This window comes from Streptomyces sp. NPDC002232, from assembly GCF_042890295.1.
Classification (GTDB): domain Bacteria; phylum Actinomycetota; class Actinomycetes; order Streptomycetales; family Streptomycetaceae; genus Streptomyces.
In genome coordinates, this window is sequence record NZ_JBIARV010000002.1 from 122,743 (window position 1) to 138,957 (window position 16,215).

Annotated in this window: 17 protein-coding genes; 4 read left to right on the forward strand and 13 right to left on the reverse strand. The window is 72.6% G+C overall.

Annotated elements, in window-relative coordinates; all coding sequences use genetic code 11:
- Position 1: 1 nt before the first annotated feature.
- The 4 genes from ACFYXU_RS07335 to ACFYXU_RS07350 form a co-directional block, all read right to left on the reverse strand.
- On the reverse strand, positions 2-1,018 hold the full coding sequence (locus tag ACFYXU_RS07335; protein WP_376508761.1) for a 1-aminocyclopropane-1-carboxylate deaminase: 1,017 nt from the start codon (positions 1,016-1,018) through the stop codon (positions 2-4).
- 44 nt (positions 1,019-1,062) lie between these two features.
- Positions 1,063-1,767: a GntR family transcriptional regulator gene (locus ACFYXU_RS07340; protein ID WP_389456816.1), complete on the reverse strand. Its 705-nt coding sequence runs from the start codon at positions 1,765-1,767 to the stop codon at positions 1,063-1,065.
- 63 nt (positions 1,768-1,830) lie between these two features.
- A complete protein-coding gene (locus ACFYXU_RS07345; RefSeq protein ID WP_389456818.1) occupies positions 1,831-3,267 on the reverse strand; it encodes an alkaline phosphatase PhoX in 1,437 nt (478 codons plus the stop codon).
- Positions 3,268-3,520: 253 nt separating this feature from the next.
- Positions 3,521-4,984 (reverse strand): hypothetical protein, encoded by a 1,464-nt coding sequence (locus ACFYXU_RS07350; protein ID WP_376508755.1) that lies wholly within the window; start codon positions 4,982-4,984, stop codon positions 3,521-3,523.
- A gap of 210 nt (positions 4,985-5,194) precedes the next feature.
- On the opposite strand from ACFYXU_RS07350, the gene ACFYXU_RS07355 reads away from it, so the two are divergent.
- On the forward strand, positions 5,195-7,030 hold the full coding sequence (locus ACFYXU_RS07355; protein WP_389456820.1) for an endonuclease/exonuclease/phosphatase family protein: 1,836 nt from the start codon (positions 5,195-5,197) through the stop codon (positions 7,028-7,030).
- Positions 7,031-7,042: 12 nt separating this feature from the next.
- Here the strand turns inward: ACFYXU_RS07355 and ACFYXU_RS07360 are convergent, their stop codons facing one another.
- Positions 7,043-7,768 carry an antibiotic biosynthesis monooxygenase gene (locus ACFYXU_RS07360; protein ID WP_389456822.1) on the reverse strand — a complete coding sequence of 242 codons (726 nt, stop codon included), beginning with the start codon at positions 7,766-7,768 and terminating at the stop codon, positions 7,043-7,045.
- Between the two features lie 93 nt (positions 7,769-7,861).
- Between ACFYXU_RS07360 and ACFYXU_RS07365 the strand changes: the two genes are divergently transcribed.
- Positions 7,862-8,308 (forward strand): GNAT family N-acetyltransferase, encoded by a 447-nt coding sequence (locus tag ACFYXU_RS07365; RefSeq protein ID WP_389456824.1) that lies wholly within the window; start codon positions 7,862-7,864, stop codon positions 8,306-8,308.
- 1 nt (position 8,309) lies between these two features.
- On the opposite strand, the gene ACFYXU_RS07370 is transcribed toward ACFYXU_RS07365, so the two are convergent.
- A complete protein-coding gene (locus tag ACFYXU_RS07370; RefSeq protein WP_376508747.1) occupies positions 8,310-9,047 on the reverse strand; it encodes an SDR family NAD(P)-dependent oxidoreductase in 738 nt (245 codons plus the stop codon).
- A 133-nt stretch (positions 9,048-9,180) separates the two neighbouring features.
- On the opposite strand from ACFYXU_RS07370, the gene dapA reads away from it, so the two are divergent.
- Entirely contained in the window at positions 9,181-10,071 is an 891-nt protein-coding gene (gene dapA, locus ACFYXU_RS07375) for a 4-hydroxy-tetrahydrodipicolinate synthase (protein WP_389456826.1), read from the forward strand.
- Between the two features lie 60 nt (positions 10,072-10,131).
- On the opposite strand, the gene dapD is transcribed toward dapA, so the two are convergent.
- From dapD to ACFYXU_RS07390, 3 genes are read right to left on the reverse strand one after another with little or no spacing between them, the layout of a single operon-like run.
- Complete coding sequence (gene dapD, locus ACFYXU_RS07380) at positions 10,132-11,115, reverse strand: 2,3,4,5-tetrahydropyridine-2,6-dicarboxylate N-succinyltransferase (protein ID WP_376508743.1); 984 nt, start codon at positions 11,113-11,115, stop codon at positions 10,132-10,134.
- Positions 11,116-11,159: 44 nt separating this feature from the next.
- The gene (locus ACFYXU_RS07385; RefSeq protein WP_376508741.1) at positions 11,160-11,762 is read right to left on the reverse strand and encodes a TetR/AcrR family transcriptional regulator; all 603 of its coding nucleotides are present in this window, start codon (positions 11,760-11,762) and stop codon (positions 11,160-11,162) included.
- Complete coding sequence (locus tag ACFYXU_RS07390) at positions 11,762-12,082, reverse strand: multidrug efflux SMR transporter (RefSeq protein WP_361399822.1); 321 nt, start codon at positions 12,080-12,082, stop codon at positions 11,762-11,764. The genes ACFYXU_RS07385 and ACFYXU_RS07390 overlap by 1 nt, the downstream gene beginning before the upstream one ends.
- Positions 12,083-12,144: 62 nt before the next feature.
- Here ACFYXU_RS07390 and ACFYXU_RS07395 point away from each other — a divergent pair, with 62 nt between their 5' ends.
- Positions 12,145-13,194, forward strand: a complete 1,050-nt coding sequence (locus ACFYXU_RS07395; protein ID WP_389408336.1) for an oxidoreductase — start codon at positions 12,145-12,147, stop codon at positions 13,192-13,194.
- A gap of 181 nt (positions 13,195-13,375) precedes the next feature.
- Here the strand turns inward: ACFYXU_RS07395 and ACFYXU_RS07400 are convergent, their stop codons facing one another.
- Genes ACFYXU_RS07400 through sufC form a run of 4 tightly spaced genes read right to left on the reverse strand, consistent with a single transcriptional unit; the run spans position 13,376 to position 16,212 of the window.
- A complete protein-coding gene (locus tag ACFYXU_RS07400; RefSeq protein WP_073917183.1) occupies positions 13,376-13,714 on the reverse strand; it encodes a metal-sulfur cluster assembly factor in 339 nt (112 codons plus the stop codon).
- Entirely contained in the window at positions 13,711-14,172 is a 462-nt protein-coding gene (gene sufU / locus ACFYXU_RS07405; RefSeq protein WP_329856482.1) for a Fe-S cluster assembly sulfur transfer protein SufU, read from the reverse strand. The genes ACFYXU_RS07400 and sufU overlap by 4 nt, the downstream gene beginning before the upstream one ends.
- A 10-nt stretch (positions 14,173-14,182) precedes the next feature.
- Positions 14,183-15,451 (reverse strand): cysteine desulfurase, encoded by a 1,269-nt coding sequence (locus ACFYXU_RS07410; protein WP_329856483.1) that lies wholly within the window; start codon positions 15,449-15,451, stop codon positions 14,183-14,185.
- A complete protein-coding gene (gene sufC / locus ACFYXU_RS07415; protein WP_017238623.1) occupies positions 15,448-16,212 on the reverse strand; it encodes a Fe-S cluster assembly ATPase SufC in 765 nt (254 codons plus the stop codon). The genes ACFYXU_RS07410 and sufC overlap by 4 nt, the downstream gene beginning before the upstream one ends.
- Positions 16,213-16,215: the final 3 nt, after the last annotated feature.

The window sequence follows — 16,215 nt, forward strand, 5'->3', positions numbered from 1 at the left end:
CTCAGAACAGGGCGCTGTAGGCGTTGAGGGCGGGCTGGCCGCCGAGGTGGGCGTAGAGCACGGTCGAGTCCCGGCCGATCTCCCCCCGGTCCACCAGGTCGATCAGGCCCGCCATCGACTTCCCCTCGTAGACGGGGTCGGTGACCATGCCCTCGGTGCGGGCGGCGAGCCGCATCGCGTCGAGGGTGGTCTCGTCCGGGACGCCGTACACCCCCGCGTGATAGCGCTCGTCCAGCTCGACGTCGGCCGCCGTGACCTCGCGCTCGACGCCGATGAGGGCGGCGGTGTCCCGGGCGATCCGGGTGATCTGCTCGTGGGTCGGGACGGGCTTCGCGGAGGCGTCGATCCCGATGACCCGGCGGGCCGGTCCGCCCTCCTCGGCGAGCGCGGCGAAGCCGGCGACCATGCCGGCCTGGGTGGAGCCGGTCACCGAGCAGACGACGACCGTGTCGAAGAGGACGCCGAGCTCGCGCTCCTGCTCGGCCACCTCGTACGCCCAGTTCGCGAAGCCGAGGCCGCCGAGCCGGTGGTCCGAGGCGCCCGCCGGGATCGCGTACGGCTTGCCGCCGCCCTCCTCGACCTCCCGCAGGGCCTGCTCCCAGCTCTCCTTGAAGCCGATGCCGAACCCGGCCTTCACCAGGCGGACGTCGGCGCCCGCGAGGCGGCTGATCAGGATGTTGCCGACCTTGTCGTAGACGGAGTCGGGCCAGTCGACCCAGCTCTCCTGGACGAGGACGCACTTCAGTCCGGCGCGGGCGGCGACGGCGGCGACCTGCCGGGTGTGGTTGGACTGGACCCCGCCGATGGAGACGAGGGTGTCGCAGCCCTGGGCGAGGGCGTCCGCGACCAGGTACTCCAGCTTGCGGGTCTTGTTCCCGCCGTACGCGACACCGGAGTTGCAGTCCTCGCGCTTGGCCCAGAGGGCGGCGCCGCCGAGGTGGTGGGTGAGCCGGTCGAGCGGGTGGACCGGGGAGGGCCCGAAGAGAAGCGGATAGCGGTCGAAGTCGGTGATCGGCATGGCGGCTCCCGGTGGATGGCGGCTGGTCGGAGGTCCTGGACGCGCTACGTCCCCGGGGGCGGATCCGCCGGCCCGGGAATGCCGGTGACCTCGGCCACCTCGATGGCGTCGTCCGCGAGTTGCTCCAGGGCGGCCCAGATCTCCGTGGTCACCCGCACCGCCTCCTCGGCGTCCCCCGCCGCGCACGCCTCGATGAGCCGGGCGTGCAGCTCGGCCGACCCGCAGCTCCCGGAGTCGCCGAAGAGACGCCGCTCGACCCGGCGGATCAGCGGGGTGTACCGCGCGATGGTGGCGGCGGCCGCGTGGTTGCCGCTGGCGACGACGAGGACCTGGTGGAGCTCGTCGTCGGCGGTCAGGGCGGCCTCGACGTCGGAGTCGCGGACGGCCGCCGCGAAGCGCTCGTTGGCCTCGCGCATGGTCCGGATGCCCTCCGGGCCGACCAGCGGCACACCGGTCCGCGCCGCGAGCTCGTGCATCACCCGCACCACCGAGGCGGCGTCCCGGACGACCCGGCTGACCGGCCGGGTGACCCGGGTGTAGCTCTGCGGCTTGGACTCGACGAGGCCCTCGTCGCCGAGCCGGGCCAGGGCCTCGCGCACGGGTGCGCGCGAGAGCCCGAGCCGGTCGGCGAGATCGGCGTCCTTCAGCGAGGCGCCGGGGGCGAGGTCGCCGCGCACGATGGCCTCGCGCAGCGCCTCGTAGGCCCGGTCACGCAGCAGGGTCCGGCCCACGGGCCGCAGTGCGTCCATGGACTGACATGTTAGGTGTCACTCCCTGGGACTGACCAGAGATCAGTTTCAGCCTCAACTGTCTCAGCGACGGGGCTGCCGGCGCCAGGGGCCGGTGATCGCCACCATGATGCCCGGGTCCTGGATGTTGGCGAAGAGGGTGTCCCCGTCGGGCGAGAAGACCACGCCGGTGAACTCGCTCCCGTTGAGGTCGTTGCGGGCGATCGGGTAGGTGCGGCCCGAGTCGGTGGCGCCGAAGAGGTGCTGGACGCCCTCGCCGTCCTCGGCGATGACGAGCCCGCCGTACGGGGAGACGGTGATGTTGTCGGGGCCGTCGAAGGCGCCGTCCTCGTCCGGGGCCGCGTTCACCCCGAGGAGCACCTTGAGGGTGAGGGTGCGGCGCTTCGGGTCGTAGAACCAGACCTGGCCGTCGTGGGCGGCGCCGGGGCTCTCCGCGCGCGCGTAGGAGGAGACGACGTAGGCGCCGCCGTCGGCCCACCACATGCCCTCCAGCTTGCGGGCGCGGGTGACCTGGCCGGCCGTGAACTGCTTGCGGACCGGGGTGGTGCGGGCGTCGCGGTCGGGGACGTCGACCCAGTCGACGCCGTAGACGGTGCCGATCCGGGTGGCGCGGGACAGGTCGTCGACGAAGAGGCCCGTGGAGTCGATGCACTTGAAGGCCTGGAGCACACCGGCGTCGTCGGCGAGGGTGCGGAGCTTTCCGCGGCCGTGCTCGAAGCCCTTCGGCGGCACCCAGCGGAAGAGCAGCCCGTTGGGGCCGGAGGCGTCCTCGGTGAGGTAGGCGTGGCCGCGCTTGGGGTCGATGACGACGGCCTCGTGGGCGTAGCGGCCGAAGGCCTTGACCGGCTTCGGGGCGAGGTTGGCGCGGCGGTCGCGCGGGTCCACCTCGAAGATGTAGCCGTGGTCCTTGGTCATGCCGTTCTTGCCGGCCAGGTCCTCGGTCTCCTCGCCGGTCAGCCAGGTGCCCCAGGCGGTGCGGCCGCCCGCGCAGTTGGTGGAGGTGCCGGCGATGCCGACCCACTCGGCGACGGTGCCGTCGCAGTGGACCTCGACGACGGTGCAGCCGCCGGCCGCGGCCGGGTCGTAGACGAGCCCCTCGGTGAGCGGGACGGGGTGGGGCCAGGAGGCGCGGGGGCCCTTGAGCTCGTGGTTGTTGACGAGGTACGTGGAGCCGCGCGGGCCGGCGAAGGCGGCGGTGCCGTCGTGGTTGGAGGGCGTGAACTCGCCGGACTCCAGGCGGGTGACGCCGCTGTGGGTGACGACGCGGTACGAGAACCCCTCGGGGAGGGCGAGCACACCGTCGGGGTCGGCGACCAGCGGGCCGTACCCGAGCGCGTGTCCGTGGTGGTGACCGTGGCCGTGGCCGGCTCCGTACGCCTCCGGCTCGTCGGAGGCGAGCGCCTCGGGCGCGGTGGCGAGAGCCCCGACGGCACCGGTGAGGGCGAGGCCCGCACCGGCGACGGCGGACTGCTTGGCGAACTCTCTGCGGTTGAGAGGCATGGTGGTGGGGTCTCCCTGTGGTGGCCGGATCTCGCGGCACACCCTCCCGCGCCCCCGAGAACACCGCCTGAACACCACGGAAACACCACCGGGCACCCGTCCCGCCCCCGCGAACGGCCGGAGGCCACGGGGGCGTTGCGCCCCCGAAGCCTCAGGCGCACGGCGAGCGGCTGAGGCCCGGGACCTCGGGCGCAGGGCGCGCGGCAGCGCCGCCGGACCTCGCGCGCGCGGCGAGCGGCAGCGCCGCCGAACCTCAGGCGCCCGACGAGCCCGTGCGGGAGCGGGCCTTGAAGGCGGCCTTGCGGGCCTCCTTCGCCGCCGTCTTGTCCCGGTGCAGGCGGCCCATCGCCTCCAGGACCTCCGCCGTCGCCGGGTGGTCGATCCGCCAGGCCGCCTCGAAGAAGCCGCTGTGCCGGCCGGTCAGCCCCTCGATCAGCTCCTGGAGCTCCTGGAGGTCGCCGTCCGAGTCGAGCTGGGCCGCGATCGTGTCGATCGCCAGCCAGAAGATCATCGACTCCGGCGGGGCGGGCACGTCCGCCGCGCCGCGCTCGGCGAGCCAGACCCGGGCGAGGCCGCCGAGCTCCGCGTCGTCGAGGACCTCACGGACGGCGGGCTCCGCCTCGGCGCCCACCAGGGACAGGGTCTGCTGGCAGTGCAGGCGCCGGAGCGGGGAGCCCGCGTCGGCGCCCCGCGCGGCGTGCAGCAGCTCGCGCGCCGCGCCGAGCGCGTCACGGCCCGCCAGCCACGCGGCGGTCTCCTCGCGGGCGGCCGCCTCCGGGTAGCCGGCGATGCCGTCGAGGAGCGCCTCCGCGCCCTTGTCCGTCAGGTCGCCGACCGCGGGCGCGTCCACGCCGGCCTCCAGCATCCGGGCCCGGACGCCGTAGAGACCGAGCGGGGTGAGCCGGACCATGCCGTAGCGGGTGACGTCCTCGTCGTCGACGGGGGCCGCGGGCTCCTCGCCCTCCTCGGCCATCAGGGCCTCGTCGACGGGCTGGTACTCGACGAGCCCCATCGGTTCGAGGAGCCGGAACTGCTCGTCGAGCCGCATCATCGCGTCCGAGACCTGCTCCAGGACGTCGTCGGTGGGCTCGCCCATGTCGTCGGGGACGACCATCGACGCGGCGAGCGCGGGCAGCGGCACCGGGCCGTCCCCGGCGCCGCCCTCGCTGACGGTCAGCAGGTAGAGGTTGCCGAGGACGCCCTCCAGGAACTCGGCCTCCACCTCGGGGTCCCAGTCGAGCGCGTCGAAGTCGATCTCGCCGTCCTCGCCGACGATCGCGTCGAGGTCGTCGAGGACGGGCGCGACGGCGTCGGCGAAGACGGCGTCGAAGCCGTCCAGCCAGAGCCCGAGGACGTCCTGCGGCGAACCGCCCGTGACCAGCGCGAGGTTCTCGCCGGGTCCGGCCCGCCCGGGCTCGTCGGTGTCCTCGCGCTCCTCGCCGTCCTCGACGGCGACGAGACCGGTGTCGACGGCGAGCCGCCAGGCGTCACCGGCCCAGGTCTCGCCGTCCTCGTCGTCCGTGAGGCCCAGGACCTCGGCGGCCTCGGGGAGTTGCTCGTCGACGAGCTCGCCGCCCGCGTCGACCCGGGTCCCGGGTCCGGCCCAGCGGGCGAGGCGGACGGCCTGGGCGAGGAGGGGGGCGGCCAGGGCGTCCCGCGCCAGCTCCGCGTCCGCACGCAGCCGAACGGGGGGAAGGGTGGGGTGCTCCGCTGACATCTGGGGGGTCTCCTCGACGCGTGCGTGGGTGAAGGTGAAGGGGCTCGGAGAGCGGTCCTCAGCGTAGACGCATCCGGCCCCCCGTCCGTCGGTTCACGGATCCGTCAGCCTTCGTACACCCGTCGACTCTTGACAAGTCCACTGCTCTCACAAGAGATTGACGCGCGTAGATTCATCTGCCGTTCCTCCAAGCACCCTCCGGAGCCTCTGATGTCTTCGTCCATACCGAGATTCGCGGCCGTCTCCGCCGTCGTCGCCTCCGCCCTCGCCGCCGGTCTGCTCGCGGGCTCGTCGAGTGCCGTCGCGGAGGACACCGCCGGCGTCCGCGTCCACGACATCCAGGGCACGACGCGCGTCTCGCCCCTCGCCGGCAAGCAGGTGACCGGCGTCACGGGCATCGTGACCGGCGTCCGTACCTACGGTTCGCGCGGCTTCTGGATCCAGGACCCGGAGGCGGACGCGAACCCGGCCACCAGTGAGGGCGTCTTCGTCTTCACGAGCTCCGTCCCGACCGTCGCCGTCGGCGACGCGGTCAGCGTGAACGGCACGGTCACCGAGTACGTCCCCGGCGGCCTGACGTCCGGCAACCAGTCGCTGACCCAGATCTCCAAGCCCGTGGTCACCGTGGTGTCGAAGGACAACCCGGTCCCGGCCCCGGTGAAGATCTCGGCCTGGTCGGTCCCCGACGCGTACGCCCCCGAGGGCGACCCGGCCGCGGGCGGCTCGATCAACGGCCTGACCCTGGACCCCGAGACGTACGCCCTGGACTACTACGAGTCCCTGGAGGGCATGAACGTCCGGATCGGCTCCTCCCGGGTGGTCGGCGCCACCGACCCGTACGCGGAGCTCTGGGTGACGGTGAAGCCCTGGGAGAACCGCAACCGGCGCGGCGGCACGGTCTACGGCTCGTACGAGTCCCAGAACACCGGCCGGCTCCAGGTCCAGTCGCTGATCCCGCTGGCCCAGCAGCCGTTCCCCAAGGCGAACGTGGGCGACCGGCTGACCGGCCCCACCGAGGGTCCGCTCGACTTCAACCAGTTCGGCGGCTACACCCTGACCGCCCGCACCCTCGGCACGGTCGTCGACCGCGGCCTGAAGCGCGAGACCACGGCCGCGCAGCACAAGAACGAGCTGGCCGTGGCGACGTACAACGTCGAGAACCTCGACCCGACCGACCCGCAGGAGAAGTTCGACGCGCTCGCGAAGGCGGTCGTGGAGAACCTCGCCTCGCCCGACATCGTCGCCCTGGAGGAGATCCAGGACAACAACGGCGCCAAGAACGACGGCACGGTCGCCGCGGACGTGACGGTGAAGAAGTTCACCGACGCGATCGTGGCCGCCGGCGGTCCGGCGTACTCCTGGCGCTCGATCGACCCGGAGAACGGCAAGGACGGCGGCGAGCCCGGCGGCAACATCCGTCAGGTCTTCCTCTTCAACCCCGCGCGGGTCTCCTTCACGGACCGCCCGGGCGGCGACGCCACCACCGGCACCGCCGTGACGGGCTCGAAGGGCCGCGCCGCGCTGACCCTCTCCCCCGGCCGTGTCGACCCGTCGAACGCCGCCTGGGAGGCCAGCCGCAAGCCGCTCGCGGGCGAGTTCGTCTTCCGGGGCCGCACGGTCTTCGTGATCGCCAACCACTTCGGCTCGAAGGGCGGCGACGAGTCCATCGTCTCCCACCACCAGCCGCCGACCCGCTCCTCCGAGGCGAAGCGACTCCTCCAGGCGCAGGCCGTCAACGCCTTCGTGAAGGACATCACCGCCGTCGACAAGCAGGCCGACGTGCTGGTGGTCGGCGACATCAACGACTTCGAGTTCTCGGGCACGACGCGGGCGCTGACCGACGGCGGCGCGCTGTACCCGGCCGTGAAGTCGCTGCCGCGCAGCGAGCGCTACTCGTACGTCTACCAGGGCAACACCCAGGTCCTCGACCAGATCCTGACCAGCCCGGGCGTCCGCGACTTCACGTACGACAGCGTCCACATCAACGCGGAGTTCGCCGACCAGGACAGCGACCACGACCCGCAGGTGCTGCGCTTCCGTCCCTGACGGCCCGACCGGTCACCCGCCCGCGCTCAGACGGAGCGCGGGCGTGTACCGCCGCACCCGGCCGCCGGTGAGCTTCGGGTCGTGCTGGACCCGCCTCCAGGCCTCGCTCAGCGGGGCGTCGTCCGCGAGCCAGTCCTCGTGGGCCCGCTCGCTCTCCCACTCGGCGTAGTTGAGGACCCGGGCGCCGTCGGTGGACAGATGGAACCGGCCGCTGATGCCGCCGGGCGCCGGGCGCGTCCTCGCGTCCTCGTCCAGGGCGGCGAACACGGCGTCCACCCACTCCTCCCGCTGCCGCGCGCCGGGCCCGTCCCCGGCCGGGTCGAAGTCGGCCTCGACGATCACGACGACCCCGGGCAGCTCCCCCGTGGCCGTGGCGCGGCGGGCGGTGGAGCGGTGGACGGGCCCGTAGCGGCGGAGCTCCACCCGCTCGATGCCGGGGACGGCGGCGTCGATCTCGGCGTTCCGGTCGTCCCGGTAGGTGCGGACGAACGCGTCGTAGGCCTCCTGCTCGGTCCACTGCGAGTAGTGCAGCAGCGTGTCCCCGTCGGTGCCGGCGAGCACGCTGTACGAGAGCAGTCCGAGGTCCGGCCACGCCCGGCCCTCCCAGGCCTTCCGGATGGCCTCGACGGCCGCGCGCTGACGTTCGGGGGTGCCGACCCGCCAGGTGCTGACGAGGACGGCGCCGACTCCGGGGCGGTGCAGGTCGGGTCGGGCGTCGGGGTGTGCGACGGCGTTCACGGGATGTCTCCTCCGGCTCGGTTCGGATGCCCCGGCTCTCCTACCTCAAGCTTGGTCGAGGTCAAGGGGTTCCGCCGTGGGAGACTTCGCGCCATGATCCTTCGCCCCGCCACCCGCGCCGAACTGCCCGCCGTCCTCGCGCTGCTCGCCGGCGAGGACGGGGTCGTCGACCCCGGGTCGGTCCTCGTCACGGAGGCGTACGAGCGGGCCTTCGCGGACATCGAGGGCGATCCGCGCAACGAGGTGCTGGTCCTGGTGGACGGCGGTCTCGTCCTCGGCTGCCTCCAGGCCACGTACATCCCCGGGCTCGGCAGGGGCGGCGCCGAACGGGCCCTGATCGAGGCGGTGCGGATCAGGGCCGACCGGCGCGGCGGCGGGCTCGGCCGGGAGCTGATGGAGCGGGCCGTGGCGCGGGCGAGGGAGCGCGGCTGCGCGCTCGTCCAGCTGACCAGCGACAAGCGGCGGACGGAGGCCCACCGCTTCTACGCCTCGCTGGGCTTCGCGCGCAGCCACGACGGCTTCAAGCTGCCGCTCCGGTAGGTCAGCCGAGCAGGTGCCCGCCTCCGTCGACGAGGAGGACCTCGCCGGTGATGTACGAGGCGTGGGCGAGGTCGAAGACGGCTCCGGCGATGTCCTCGGGGCGGCCGACCCGGCGCAGCGGCACGACGCCGGCCACGTGCTCCTTGGCGGCGTCGGCGCCCTCCACCCCGTCGAACCAGGGGGTGTCGATGAGACCGGGCGCCACCGCGTTGACGCGGATGTCGGGGCCGAGGGTCTTGGCGAGGAGCTTCGTCATGTGGTTGACGGCGGCCTTGGAGACGGCGTACGGGATGGAGCTACCGCCCGGCCGGACGCCGGCCTGGGAGGAGACGGTCACGATGCTCCCGCCGGTCTTCCGCAGGTGCGGGACGGCGGCGGTGACGGTCTGCCAGACGCCGATGACGTTGACGTCGTAGAGGTGGCGCCAGACCTCGGGCGAGGCGGCTTCGAGGTCGTCGTGCGGGATGAAGCGGGTGGTGCCCGCGCAGTTGACGAGGAGGTCGAGCCGGCCGTACGCCTCGGCCGCGGCCGCGACGAGCGCGGTGGCCTGGGACTCGTCGGAGACGTCGGCCCGGACGTAGACGGCGTCCGGGAGTGCGGCGGCGAGGGCCTCGCCCGCCGCGACGGACCGCGCGGAGTTGACGACGATCCGGTAGCCGGCGTCGGCGAGGCGTCGGGCGACGGCGGCGCCGATGCCCGAGGAGGATCCGGTGACGAGTGCGACACGCTGTTCGCTCATGCTGTGCTGTTCTCCCTGTTCCCCTGCCGCGCCCGGCCGATCATGCCAGACGGCCATCGTTCACAGATACTGAATTCTCGAACCAAGAAGATCTAAGTGGACCTTCACGGTCATGCCCGCACAGACTTCTCGGATGAACACTGAACGCCCCTTCGGGCGCGCCCTGTGCGCGATGGTCACCCCGTTCGACGCCGCCGGCGGCCTCGACCTCGACGCGGCGCGCGAGCTCGCCGCCCGGCTGGTCGCGGAGGGCTGCGACGGCCTGGTCCTGAACGGCACGACGGGCGAGTCCCCGACGACCACGGACGCCGAGAAGGCCGGCCTGATCCGCGCGGTGCGGGAGGCCGTCGGCCCCGGGCCGTCGGTCGTCGCGGGCGTCGGCACGGCCGACACCCGGCACACCGTCGCCCTCGCCCGGCAGGCCGAGGAGGCGGGGGCGGACGGGCTCCTCGTCGTCACCCCGTACTACAGCCGTCCCCCGCAGGCGGCCGTGGAGGCACACTTCCTGAAGGTCGCGGACGCGGCCGGGCTTCCGGTGATGGTGTACGACATCCCCGGCCGCACCGGCACCCGGGTCGAGCCCGCGACGATGCGGCGGCTCGCCCGCCACCCGCGGATCGTGGCCGTGAAGGACTGCTCGTACGATCTGCTCGGCGCGGCGCGGCTGATCGCGGAGACGGGCCTCGCGTACTACTCGGGCTGCGAGGAGCTGAACCTGCCGCTGTACGCGGTGGGCGGCGCGGGCTACGTCAGCACGGTGGCGAACGTGGCTCCGCGTCAGCTGCGCGCGGTCCTCGACGCCTTCGACGCGGGCGACACCGCGGGCGCGGCCCGGCTGCACGCCCGGACGCTGCCGCTGGCCGAGCTGATGATGGCCTCCGGCCTGCCGGGCACGGTGACGGTGAAGGCGCTGCTGGGCGGTCCGGTGCGGGAACCGCTGCAACCCGCCGGCCGGGAGACGGCCGACGGGCTGCGGGCGGCGCACGGGGCGCTGGTGCGGGCGGCGGCGCCGGTGATGGCCTGACCGGCGACCGCCGCGTCCTCCGGGCCGGCTCCGCGCCCTGCGGACGCGGGGCCGCCGGAATCAGTTGTGGCTGTGCAGGATGTCGTTCAGACCGCCCCAGACCGCGTTGTTCGGGCGGGCCTCGACGGCGCCGGTGACCGAGTTGCGGCGGAAGAGGATGTTCGAGGCGCCGGAGAGCTCGCGGGCCTTGACGACCTGGCCGTCGGGCATGGTGACCCGGGTGCCGGCGGTGACGTACAGACCGGCCTCGACGACGCACTCGTCGCCCAGCGCGATGCCGACGCCCGCCTCGGCGCCGATCAGGCAGCGCTCGCCGATCGAGATGACGACGTTGCCGCCGCCGGAGAGGGTGCCCATGGTCGAGGCGCCGCCGCCGATGTCGGAGCCGTTGCCGACGACGACGCCGGCGGAGATGCGGCCCTCGACCATCGAGGTGCCGAGGGTGCCGGCGTTGAAGTTGACGAAGCCCTCGTGCATGACGGTGGTGCCGGCGGCGAGGTGCGCGCCGAGCCGGACGCGGTCGGCGTCGGCGACGCGGACTCCGGCGGGCACGACGTAGTCGGTCATGCGGGGGAACTTGTCGATCGAGGTCACCTGGAGGTGGAGGCCCTCGGCGCGGGCGTTGAGCCGGACCTTCTCGATGTCGTCGACGGCGACCGGGCCGAGCGAGGTCCAGGCGACGTTGGCGAGCAGGCCGAAGACGCCGTCCAGGCTCTGGCCGTGCGGCTTGACCAGCCGGTGGCTCAGCAGGTGGAGGCGGAGGTAGGCGTCGTGCGCGTCGATCGGCTTCTCGTCGAGCGAGGCGATGACGGTGCGGACGGCGACCACCTCGACGCCGCGGCGGGCGTCCACGCCGAGGGCCTTGGCGGCGCCCTCGCCCAGGGCGTTGACGGCCTCGTCGGGGGTGAGGCGCTCGGTGCCGGCCGGGCCGGCCGCGTCGGTGAGCTCGGGGGCGGGGAACCAGGTGTCGAGAACGGTGCCGTCGCCGGCGATGGTGGCGAGGCCGGCGGCGACGGCGCCGGTGGTGCGAGGAGCAGTGGTCATGACGGAAAACCTAACCGGCGGGCCCCCGCCCGGGCCAACCGGTCTCAGGTGTCGGGCGGGTCCGCGGGAGGTTCCGACGAGCCGGCGAGCGGCGGTCTCGGTGCTTCGTTCAGGACCCGCGCGAGGACCACGCGCGCCCGCTCCTCGTCATAGGCGCCGTCGGTGAGCAGGGCCTGGAGGCAGAGGCCGTCCATGACGGCGACGGCGGCGCGGGCGCTCACGGGGTCGGTGCGGTGGGCCAGGGCGGCGACGACCGACTCGGTCCACTCGGCGGCGACCGGGCGCAGGGCGGGGCGGCGCAGGGCGGCGAGGTAGAGCTCGTACTCCAGCTCCACGCGGGCCCGTTCGCCGTCGAGCCACTCCCCCAGGAGGCGGGCGAGCGCGGCGGCGAGACCGGTGTCCGGGGCGGTGAGGGCGGGGTGCTCGCGGAGCAGCCGCCCGAAGCCCTCGTCGGCCTTGCGGAGCGCGGCGACGAGGAGTTCGTCGAGGGAGGCGAAGTGGTACGTGGTGGAGCCGAGCGGCACATCGGCCTCGGCGGCCACCGTGCGGTGGCTGAGTCCGGCGATTCCGGCGCGTCCGACGACGGTGAGGGCGGCGTCGACGATCCGCTCGCGCCGTCCGGGGTCGTACCGCCGGGGGCGGGCCATCAGTGCGCGCCGCCGAGGTTGAGGACGGCGACCCCGGCGATGATGAGCAGGATGCCGGCGATCTTGGCGGCGTTGAGGCTCTCGCCGAGGAAGAGGAAGCCGATGACGGCGACGGCGGCGGTGCCGGCTCCGGACCAGATGGCGTAGGCGGTGCCGACCTGGAGGGTCTTGAGCGCCTGGGCCAGGAGCACGAAGGCGACGAGGTAGCCGACGCCGGTGACGAGGGACGGCCAGAGCTTCGTGAAGCCCTCGCTGTACTTCATCGAGGTGGTGGCGAGGATCTCCGCCGCGATGGCGCCCGCCAGCAGTCCGTAGCCCATGCGTACGAGCGTACACAGTCATGTGTACGGGCGTACGCGACAGCCCCGATACGGTGTGCCGCATGACGTATCCCCCCGGCCCGCCCGGTGCCCCGTACGGCTACGGCTACCCGCCGCCGCCCCCTCCGCCGAAGCCCGGCGTGATACCCCTGGCGCCGCTCGGCTTCGGCACGGTCCTGAGCGGCGCCTTCGCCACGTTCGGCCGGTACTGGAAGCAGCTGCTCGGGGTCGTGGGAGCCGTCTACGGCGCCGCGCTCCTGGTCGTCGGGGCGGCGATGGGCATCGCGTACGCGCTCGTCGGCGACCTCTTCCCCGCCGTGTTCGACCTGCCGTCCGGCCAGGAGCCCCGGTGGGACGACGTCCGGCCGCTGATCGTCGCCCTGGTCTGCGTCTGGGTCGCCGCCGCGCTCGCGATCCTCTGTGCCAACGCCGTGGTGGCGGCCGCCTGCCCGGCGGTGGTCCAGGAGGCCGTCCTCGGCCGGCCCCTCGCCTTCGGGGCGCTCTGGCGCCGGTCCTGGGCCCGTGTGCCGGCCGTCCTCGGCGCCGTGCTGCTGACGTCGCTGCTGTTCCTGGTGCCGACGCTGCTCTTCCTCGGGTCCTTCGTCGGCCTGTTCCTCGCGGCGGTGTCGCTCGACCACGGCGTGCTGATCGGCCCGCTCATCGGCTTCGCCGGGGCGCTCCTCGTCCTCCCCCTGGCCTTCTGGATCTGGGTGCGGTTCAGCCTGGCCCCGGCGGCGGCGGTCATGGAGGGGCAGGGCGCCGTCGCCTCGATGCGCCGCTCGGCCTCGCTGGTCGCGGGCTCCTGGTGGCGGCTGTTCGGCTGTCTGCTCGCCGCCGGAGCGATGGCGTCCGTGGCGAGCTGGCTGATCCAGCAGGTGCTCTCGATGCTGCTCTCCGTCCCGCTGGCGACCGTGAACTTCTCCGGCGACGACCCGGCGGCCCTGGTCGCCTCCTTCGTGGTCCTCTTCGCCTTCCTCGCCGTGGGCCAGCTGATCGGCCAGGGCCTGGTGTCCGTCTTCCCGCCCCTGGTCACCGCCCTGCTCTACGTCGACCAGCGCCTCCGCAAGGAGAACCTGGGACCGGAACTGGCCCGCGCCGCCGGTCTCCTGTAGCCGCCCGGGCCCCGGACACGTACGGCGGGAAGAAACCCGGAACACGTCCGACCGGGAACACCCCGGACACCTCCGCCCGGGAATCACCCCGGGAACGCCCCGGGAGCACCCCGGGAGCACCCCGAAATACGCGGAACGGCCGCGCCCCGAAGGGCGCGGCCGTTCTCGCGTGCCGTCGCGATCAGACGTTGAAGCCGAGCGCGCGCAGCTGCTCGCGTCCGTCGTCCGTGATCTTGTCCGGGCCCCACGGGGGCATCCAGACCCAGTTGATCTTCAGCTCGCTGACGATGCCGTCCGTCGCGGACTTCGCCTGGTCCTCGATCACGTCGGTCAGCGGACAGGCCGCCGACGTCAGCGTCATGTCCAGCGTCGCGATGTTCGCGTCGTCGATGTGGATGCCGTAGATCAGGCCCAGGTTGACGACGTCGATCCCCAGCTCGGGGTCGACGACGTCGTACAGCGCCTCACGGACTTCTTCCTCGGAGGCCGGCTTCATCGTGGCCTCGGCGTTCTCGGTCATGCCGACTTCCTCTCCGCGTCGCCCAGAGCCTGGGCCGTCGCGTCCTTCCACGCCATCCAGCTGAGCAGCGCGCACTTCACACGGGCCGGGTACTTGGAGACCCCGGCGAACGCGACCGCGTCCTCCAGGACCTCCTCCATCGCGTCGTCGGGCTCGATCTGGCCCTTGGACTGCATCAGCTCCAGGAAGGTGCCCTGGATCTTCTGCGCCTCGGCCAGCTCCTTGCCGACGAGCAGCTCGTTGAGGACGGAGGCCGAGGCCTGGCTGATGGAGCAGCCCTGGCCCTCGTACGACACGTCCTCGATGCGCGTGCCGTCGTACTTGACGCGGAGCGTGATCTCGTCACCGCACGTCGGGTTGACGTGGTGCACCTCGGCGTCGCCGTCACGGAGACCGCGCCCGTGCGGGTGCTTGTAGTGGTCCAGGATGACGTCCTGGTACATCGAATCAAGCTTCACGAGCCGTCCCCTAGCCGAAGAAGTTCCGTACGTGCTCCAGACCCGCGACCAGGGCGTCGACCTCGGCCGGGGTGGAGTACAGATAGAACGACGCCCGCGTGGTCGCGGGAATTCCGTACCGCAGGCAGACCGGCCGCGCGCAATGGTGGCCGACCCGGACGGCGATGCCCTCCTCGTCGAGGACCTGGCCCACGTCGTGCGGGTGGATGTCGCCCAGCGTGAAGGAGATCGCCGCGCCGCGGTCCTCGGCCGTGGTGGGGCCGATGATCCGCAGGTCCGGAACCTCCTGGAGGCGCCGGACGGCGTACTCGGTGATCGCGTGCTCGTGGCGCGCGATGTTCTCCATGCCGATCGCCGAGAGGTAGTCCACGGCCGCGCCGAGGCCGACGGCCTGGGCGATCGGGGGCGTACCCGCCTCGAACTTGTGCGGTGCCGGAGCGTAGGTCGAGGAGTGCATCGAGACGGTCTCGATCATCTCGCCGCCGCCGAGGAAGGGCGGGAGGTCCTCCAGGAGCTCCTGCCGTCCCCACAGCACGCCGATGCCGGTCGGGCCGCACATCTTGTGGCCGGTGAAGGCCACGAAGTCGGCCTGGAGCGCCTGCACGTCCAGGACCATGTGCGGGGCCGCCTGGGAGGCGTCGATGCAGACGAGCGCACCGACCTCCTGGGCGCGGCGGATGATGGTCTCCACCGGGTTGACCGTGCCCAGCAGGTTCGAGACCAGCGTGAACGAGACGATCTTGGTCTTCTCGGTGATGACCTCCTCGATGTTCGAGAGGTCGAGGCGGCCGTCGTCGGTGAGGCCGAACCACTTCAGCTTCGCGCCCGTGCGCTGCGAGAGCAGCTGCCACGGCACGATGTTGGAGTGGTGCTCCATCTCCGTGATGGCGATCTCGGTCTCGTGGTCCACGCGGTAGGGCTCGTCGGCCCAGCCCAGCATGTTGGCCACGAGGTTGAGCGACTCGGAGGCGTTCTTGGTGAAGATCACCTCGTCGCGGCTCGGCGCGTTGATGAAGGCCGCGACCTTGTCACGGGCGCCTTCGTACAGCGCCGTCGCCTCCTCGGCGACCGTGTACACGCCGCGGTGGACGTTGGCGTTGTGACGCTCGTAGTACTGGTTGAGCGCGTCGAGGACCTGCCGCGGCTTCTGCGAGGTCGCCGCGGAGTCGAGGTACACGATCTTCTTGCCGTCGTGGACCACGCGATCCAGGAGCGGGAAGTCCTTGCGGATCGCCTCGGTGTCGAGGAGGCCGGAGAGCCCCTGATGGGCAGAAGTCACGCGGATGCGCCACCCTTCACGTACTTGTCGTAGCCCTCGTTCTCCAGCTGGTCGGCGAGCTCGGCGCCGCCGGACTCGGCGATGCGGCCGTTCGCGAAGACGTGCACGAAGTCGGGCTTGATGTAGCGCAGGATGCGCGTGTAGTGGGTGATCAGCAGGGTGCCGACCTCACCGGTCTCGCGGACGCGGTTGACGCCCTCGGAGACGATGCGCAGGGCGTCGACGTCGAGGCCGGAGTCGGTCTCGTCGAGGATCGCGATCTTCGGCTTGAGGAGCTCCAGCTGGAGGATCTCGTGGCGCTTCTTCTCACCGCCGGAGAAGCCCTCGTTGACGTTGCGCTCGGCGAAGGCCGGGTCCATCTGGAGCTGCTCCATCGCGGACTTGACCTCCTTCACCCAGGTGCGCAGCTTGGGCGCCTCGCCGCGCACGGCGGTGGCGGAGGTGCGCAGGAAGTTGGAGACCGAGACGCCGGGGACCTCGACCGGGTACTGCATGGCCAGGAAGACGCCGGCGCGGGCGCGCTCGTCGACCGACATCTCCAGGACGTCCTCACCGTCGAGGGTGACGGTGCCGCCGGTGACCGTGTACTTCGGGTGGCCGGCGAGGGAGTACGCCAGGGTCGACTTGCCGGAGCCGTTGGGGCCCATGACGGCGTGGGTCTCGCCCTGCTTGATGGTCAGGTCGACGCCCTTGAGGATCTCGCGGGGGCCGTTCTCCGCCTCGACGGAGACGTGCAGGTCGTGGATTTCAAGCGTAGCCATGGG

What these genes read in the sequence shown, in the direction of transcription:
- ACFYXU_RS07395 (WP_389408336.1), top strand. Translation starts at nt 12,145, where the DNA reads ATGACGTATCCCCCCGGCCCGCCCGGTGCCCCGTACGGCTACGGCTAC.
- ACFYXU_RS07400 (WP_073917183.1), bottom strand. Translation starts at nt 13,714, where the DNA reads ATGACCGAGAACGCCGAGGCCACGATGAAGCCGGCCTCCGAGGAAGAA.
- ACFYXU_RS07370 (WP_376508747.1), bottom strand. Translation starts at nt 9,047, where the DNA reads ATGAGCGAACAGCGTGTCGCACTCGTCACCGGATCCTCCTCGGGCATC.
- ACFYXU_RS07355 (WP_389456820.1), top strand. Translation starts at nt 5,195, where the DNA reads ATGTCTTCGTCCATACCGAGATTCGCGGCCGTCTCCGCCGTCGTCGCC.
- ACFYXU_RS07335 (WP_376508761.1), bottom strand. Translation starts at nt 1,018, where the DNA reads ATGCCGATCACCGACTTCGACCGCTATCCGCTTCTCTTCGGGCCCTCC.
- sufC (WP_017238623.1), bottom strand. Translation starts at nt 16,212, where the DNA reads ATGGCTACGCTTGAAATCCACGACCTGCACGTCTCCGTCGAGGCGGAG.
- ACFYXU_RS07390 (WP_361399822.1), bottom strand. Translation starts at nt 12,082, where the DNA reads ATGGGCTACGGACTGCTGGCGGGCGCCATCGCGGCGGAGATCCTCGCC.
- ACFYXU_RS07365 (WP_389456824.1), top strand. Translation starts at nt 7,862, where the DNA reads ATGATCCTTCGCCCCGCCACCCGCGCCGAACTGCCCGCCGTCCTCGCG.
- ACFYXU_RS07340 (WP_389456816.1), bottom strand. Translation starts at nt 1,767, where the DNA reads ATGGACGCACTGCGGCCCGTGGGCCGGACCCTGCTGCGTGACCGGGCC.
- dapD (WP_376508743.1), bottom strand. Translation starts at nt 11,115, where the DNA reads ATGACCACTGCTCCTCGCACCACCGGCGCCGTCGCCGCCGGCCTCGCC.
- ACFYXU_RS07385 (WP_376508741.1), bottom strand. Translation starts at nt 11,762, where the DNA reads ATGGCCCGCCCCCGGCGGTACGACCCCGGACGGCGCGAGCGGATCGTC.
- dapA (WP_389456826.1), top strand. Translation starts at nt 9,181, where the DNA reads ATGAACACTGAACGCCCCTTCGGGCGCGCCCTGTGCGCGATGGTCACC.
- ACFYXU_RS07345 (WP_389456818.1), bottom strand. Translation starts at nt 3,267, where the DNA reads ATGCCTCTCAACCGCAGAGAGTTCGCCAAGCAGTCCGCCGTCGCCGGT.
- ACFYXU_RS07350 (WP_376508755.1), bottom strand. Translation starts at nt 4,984, where the DNA reads ATGTCAGCGGAGCACCCCACCCTTCCCCCCGTTCGGCTGCGTGCGGAC.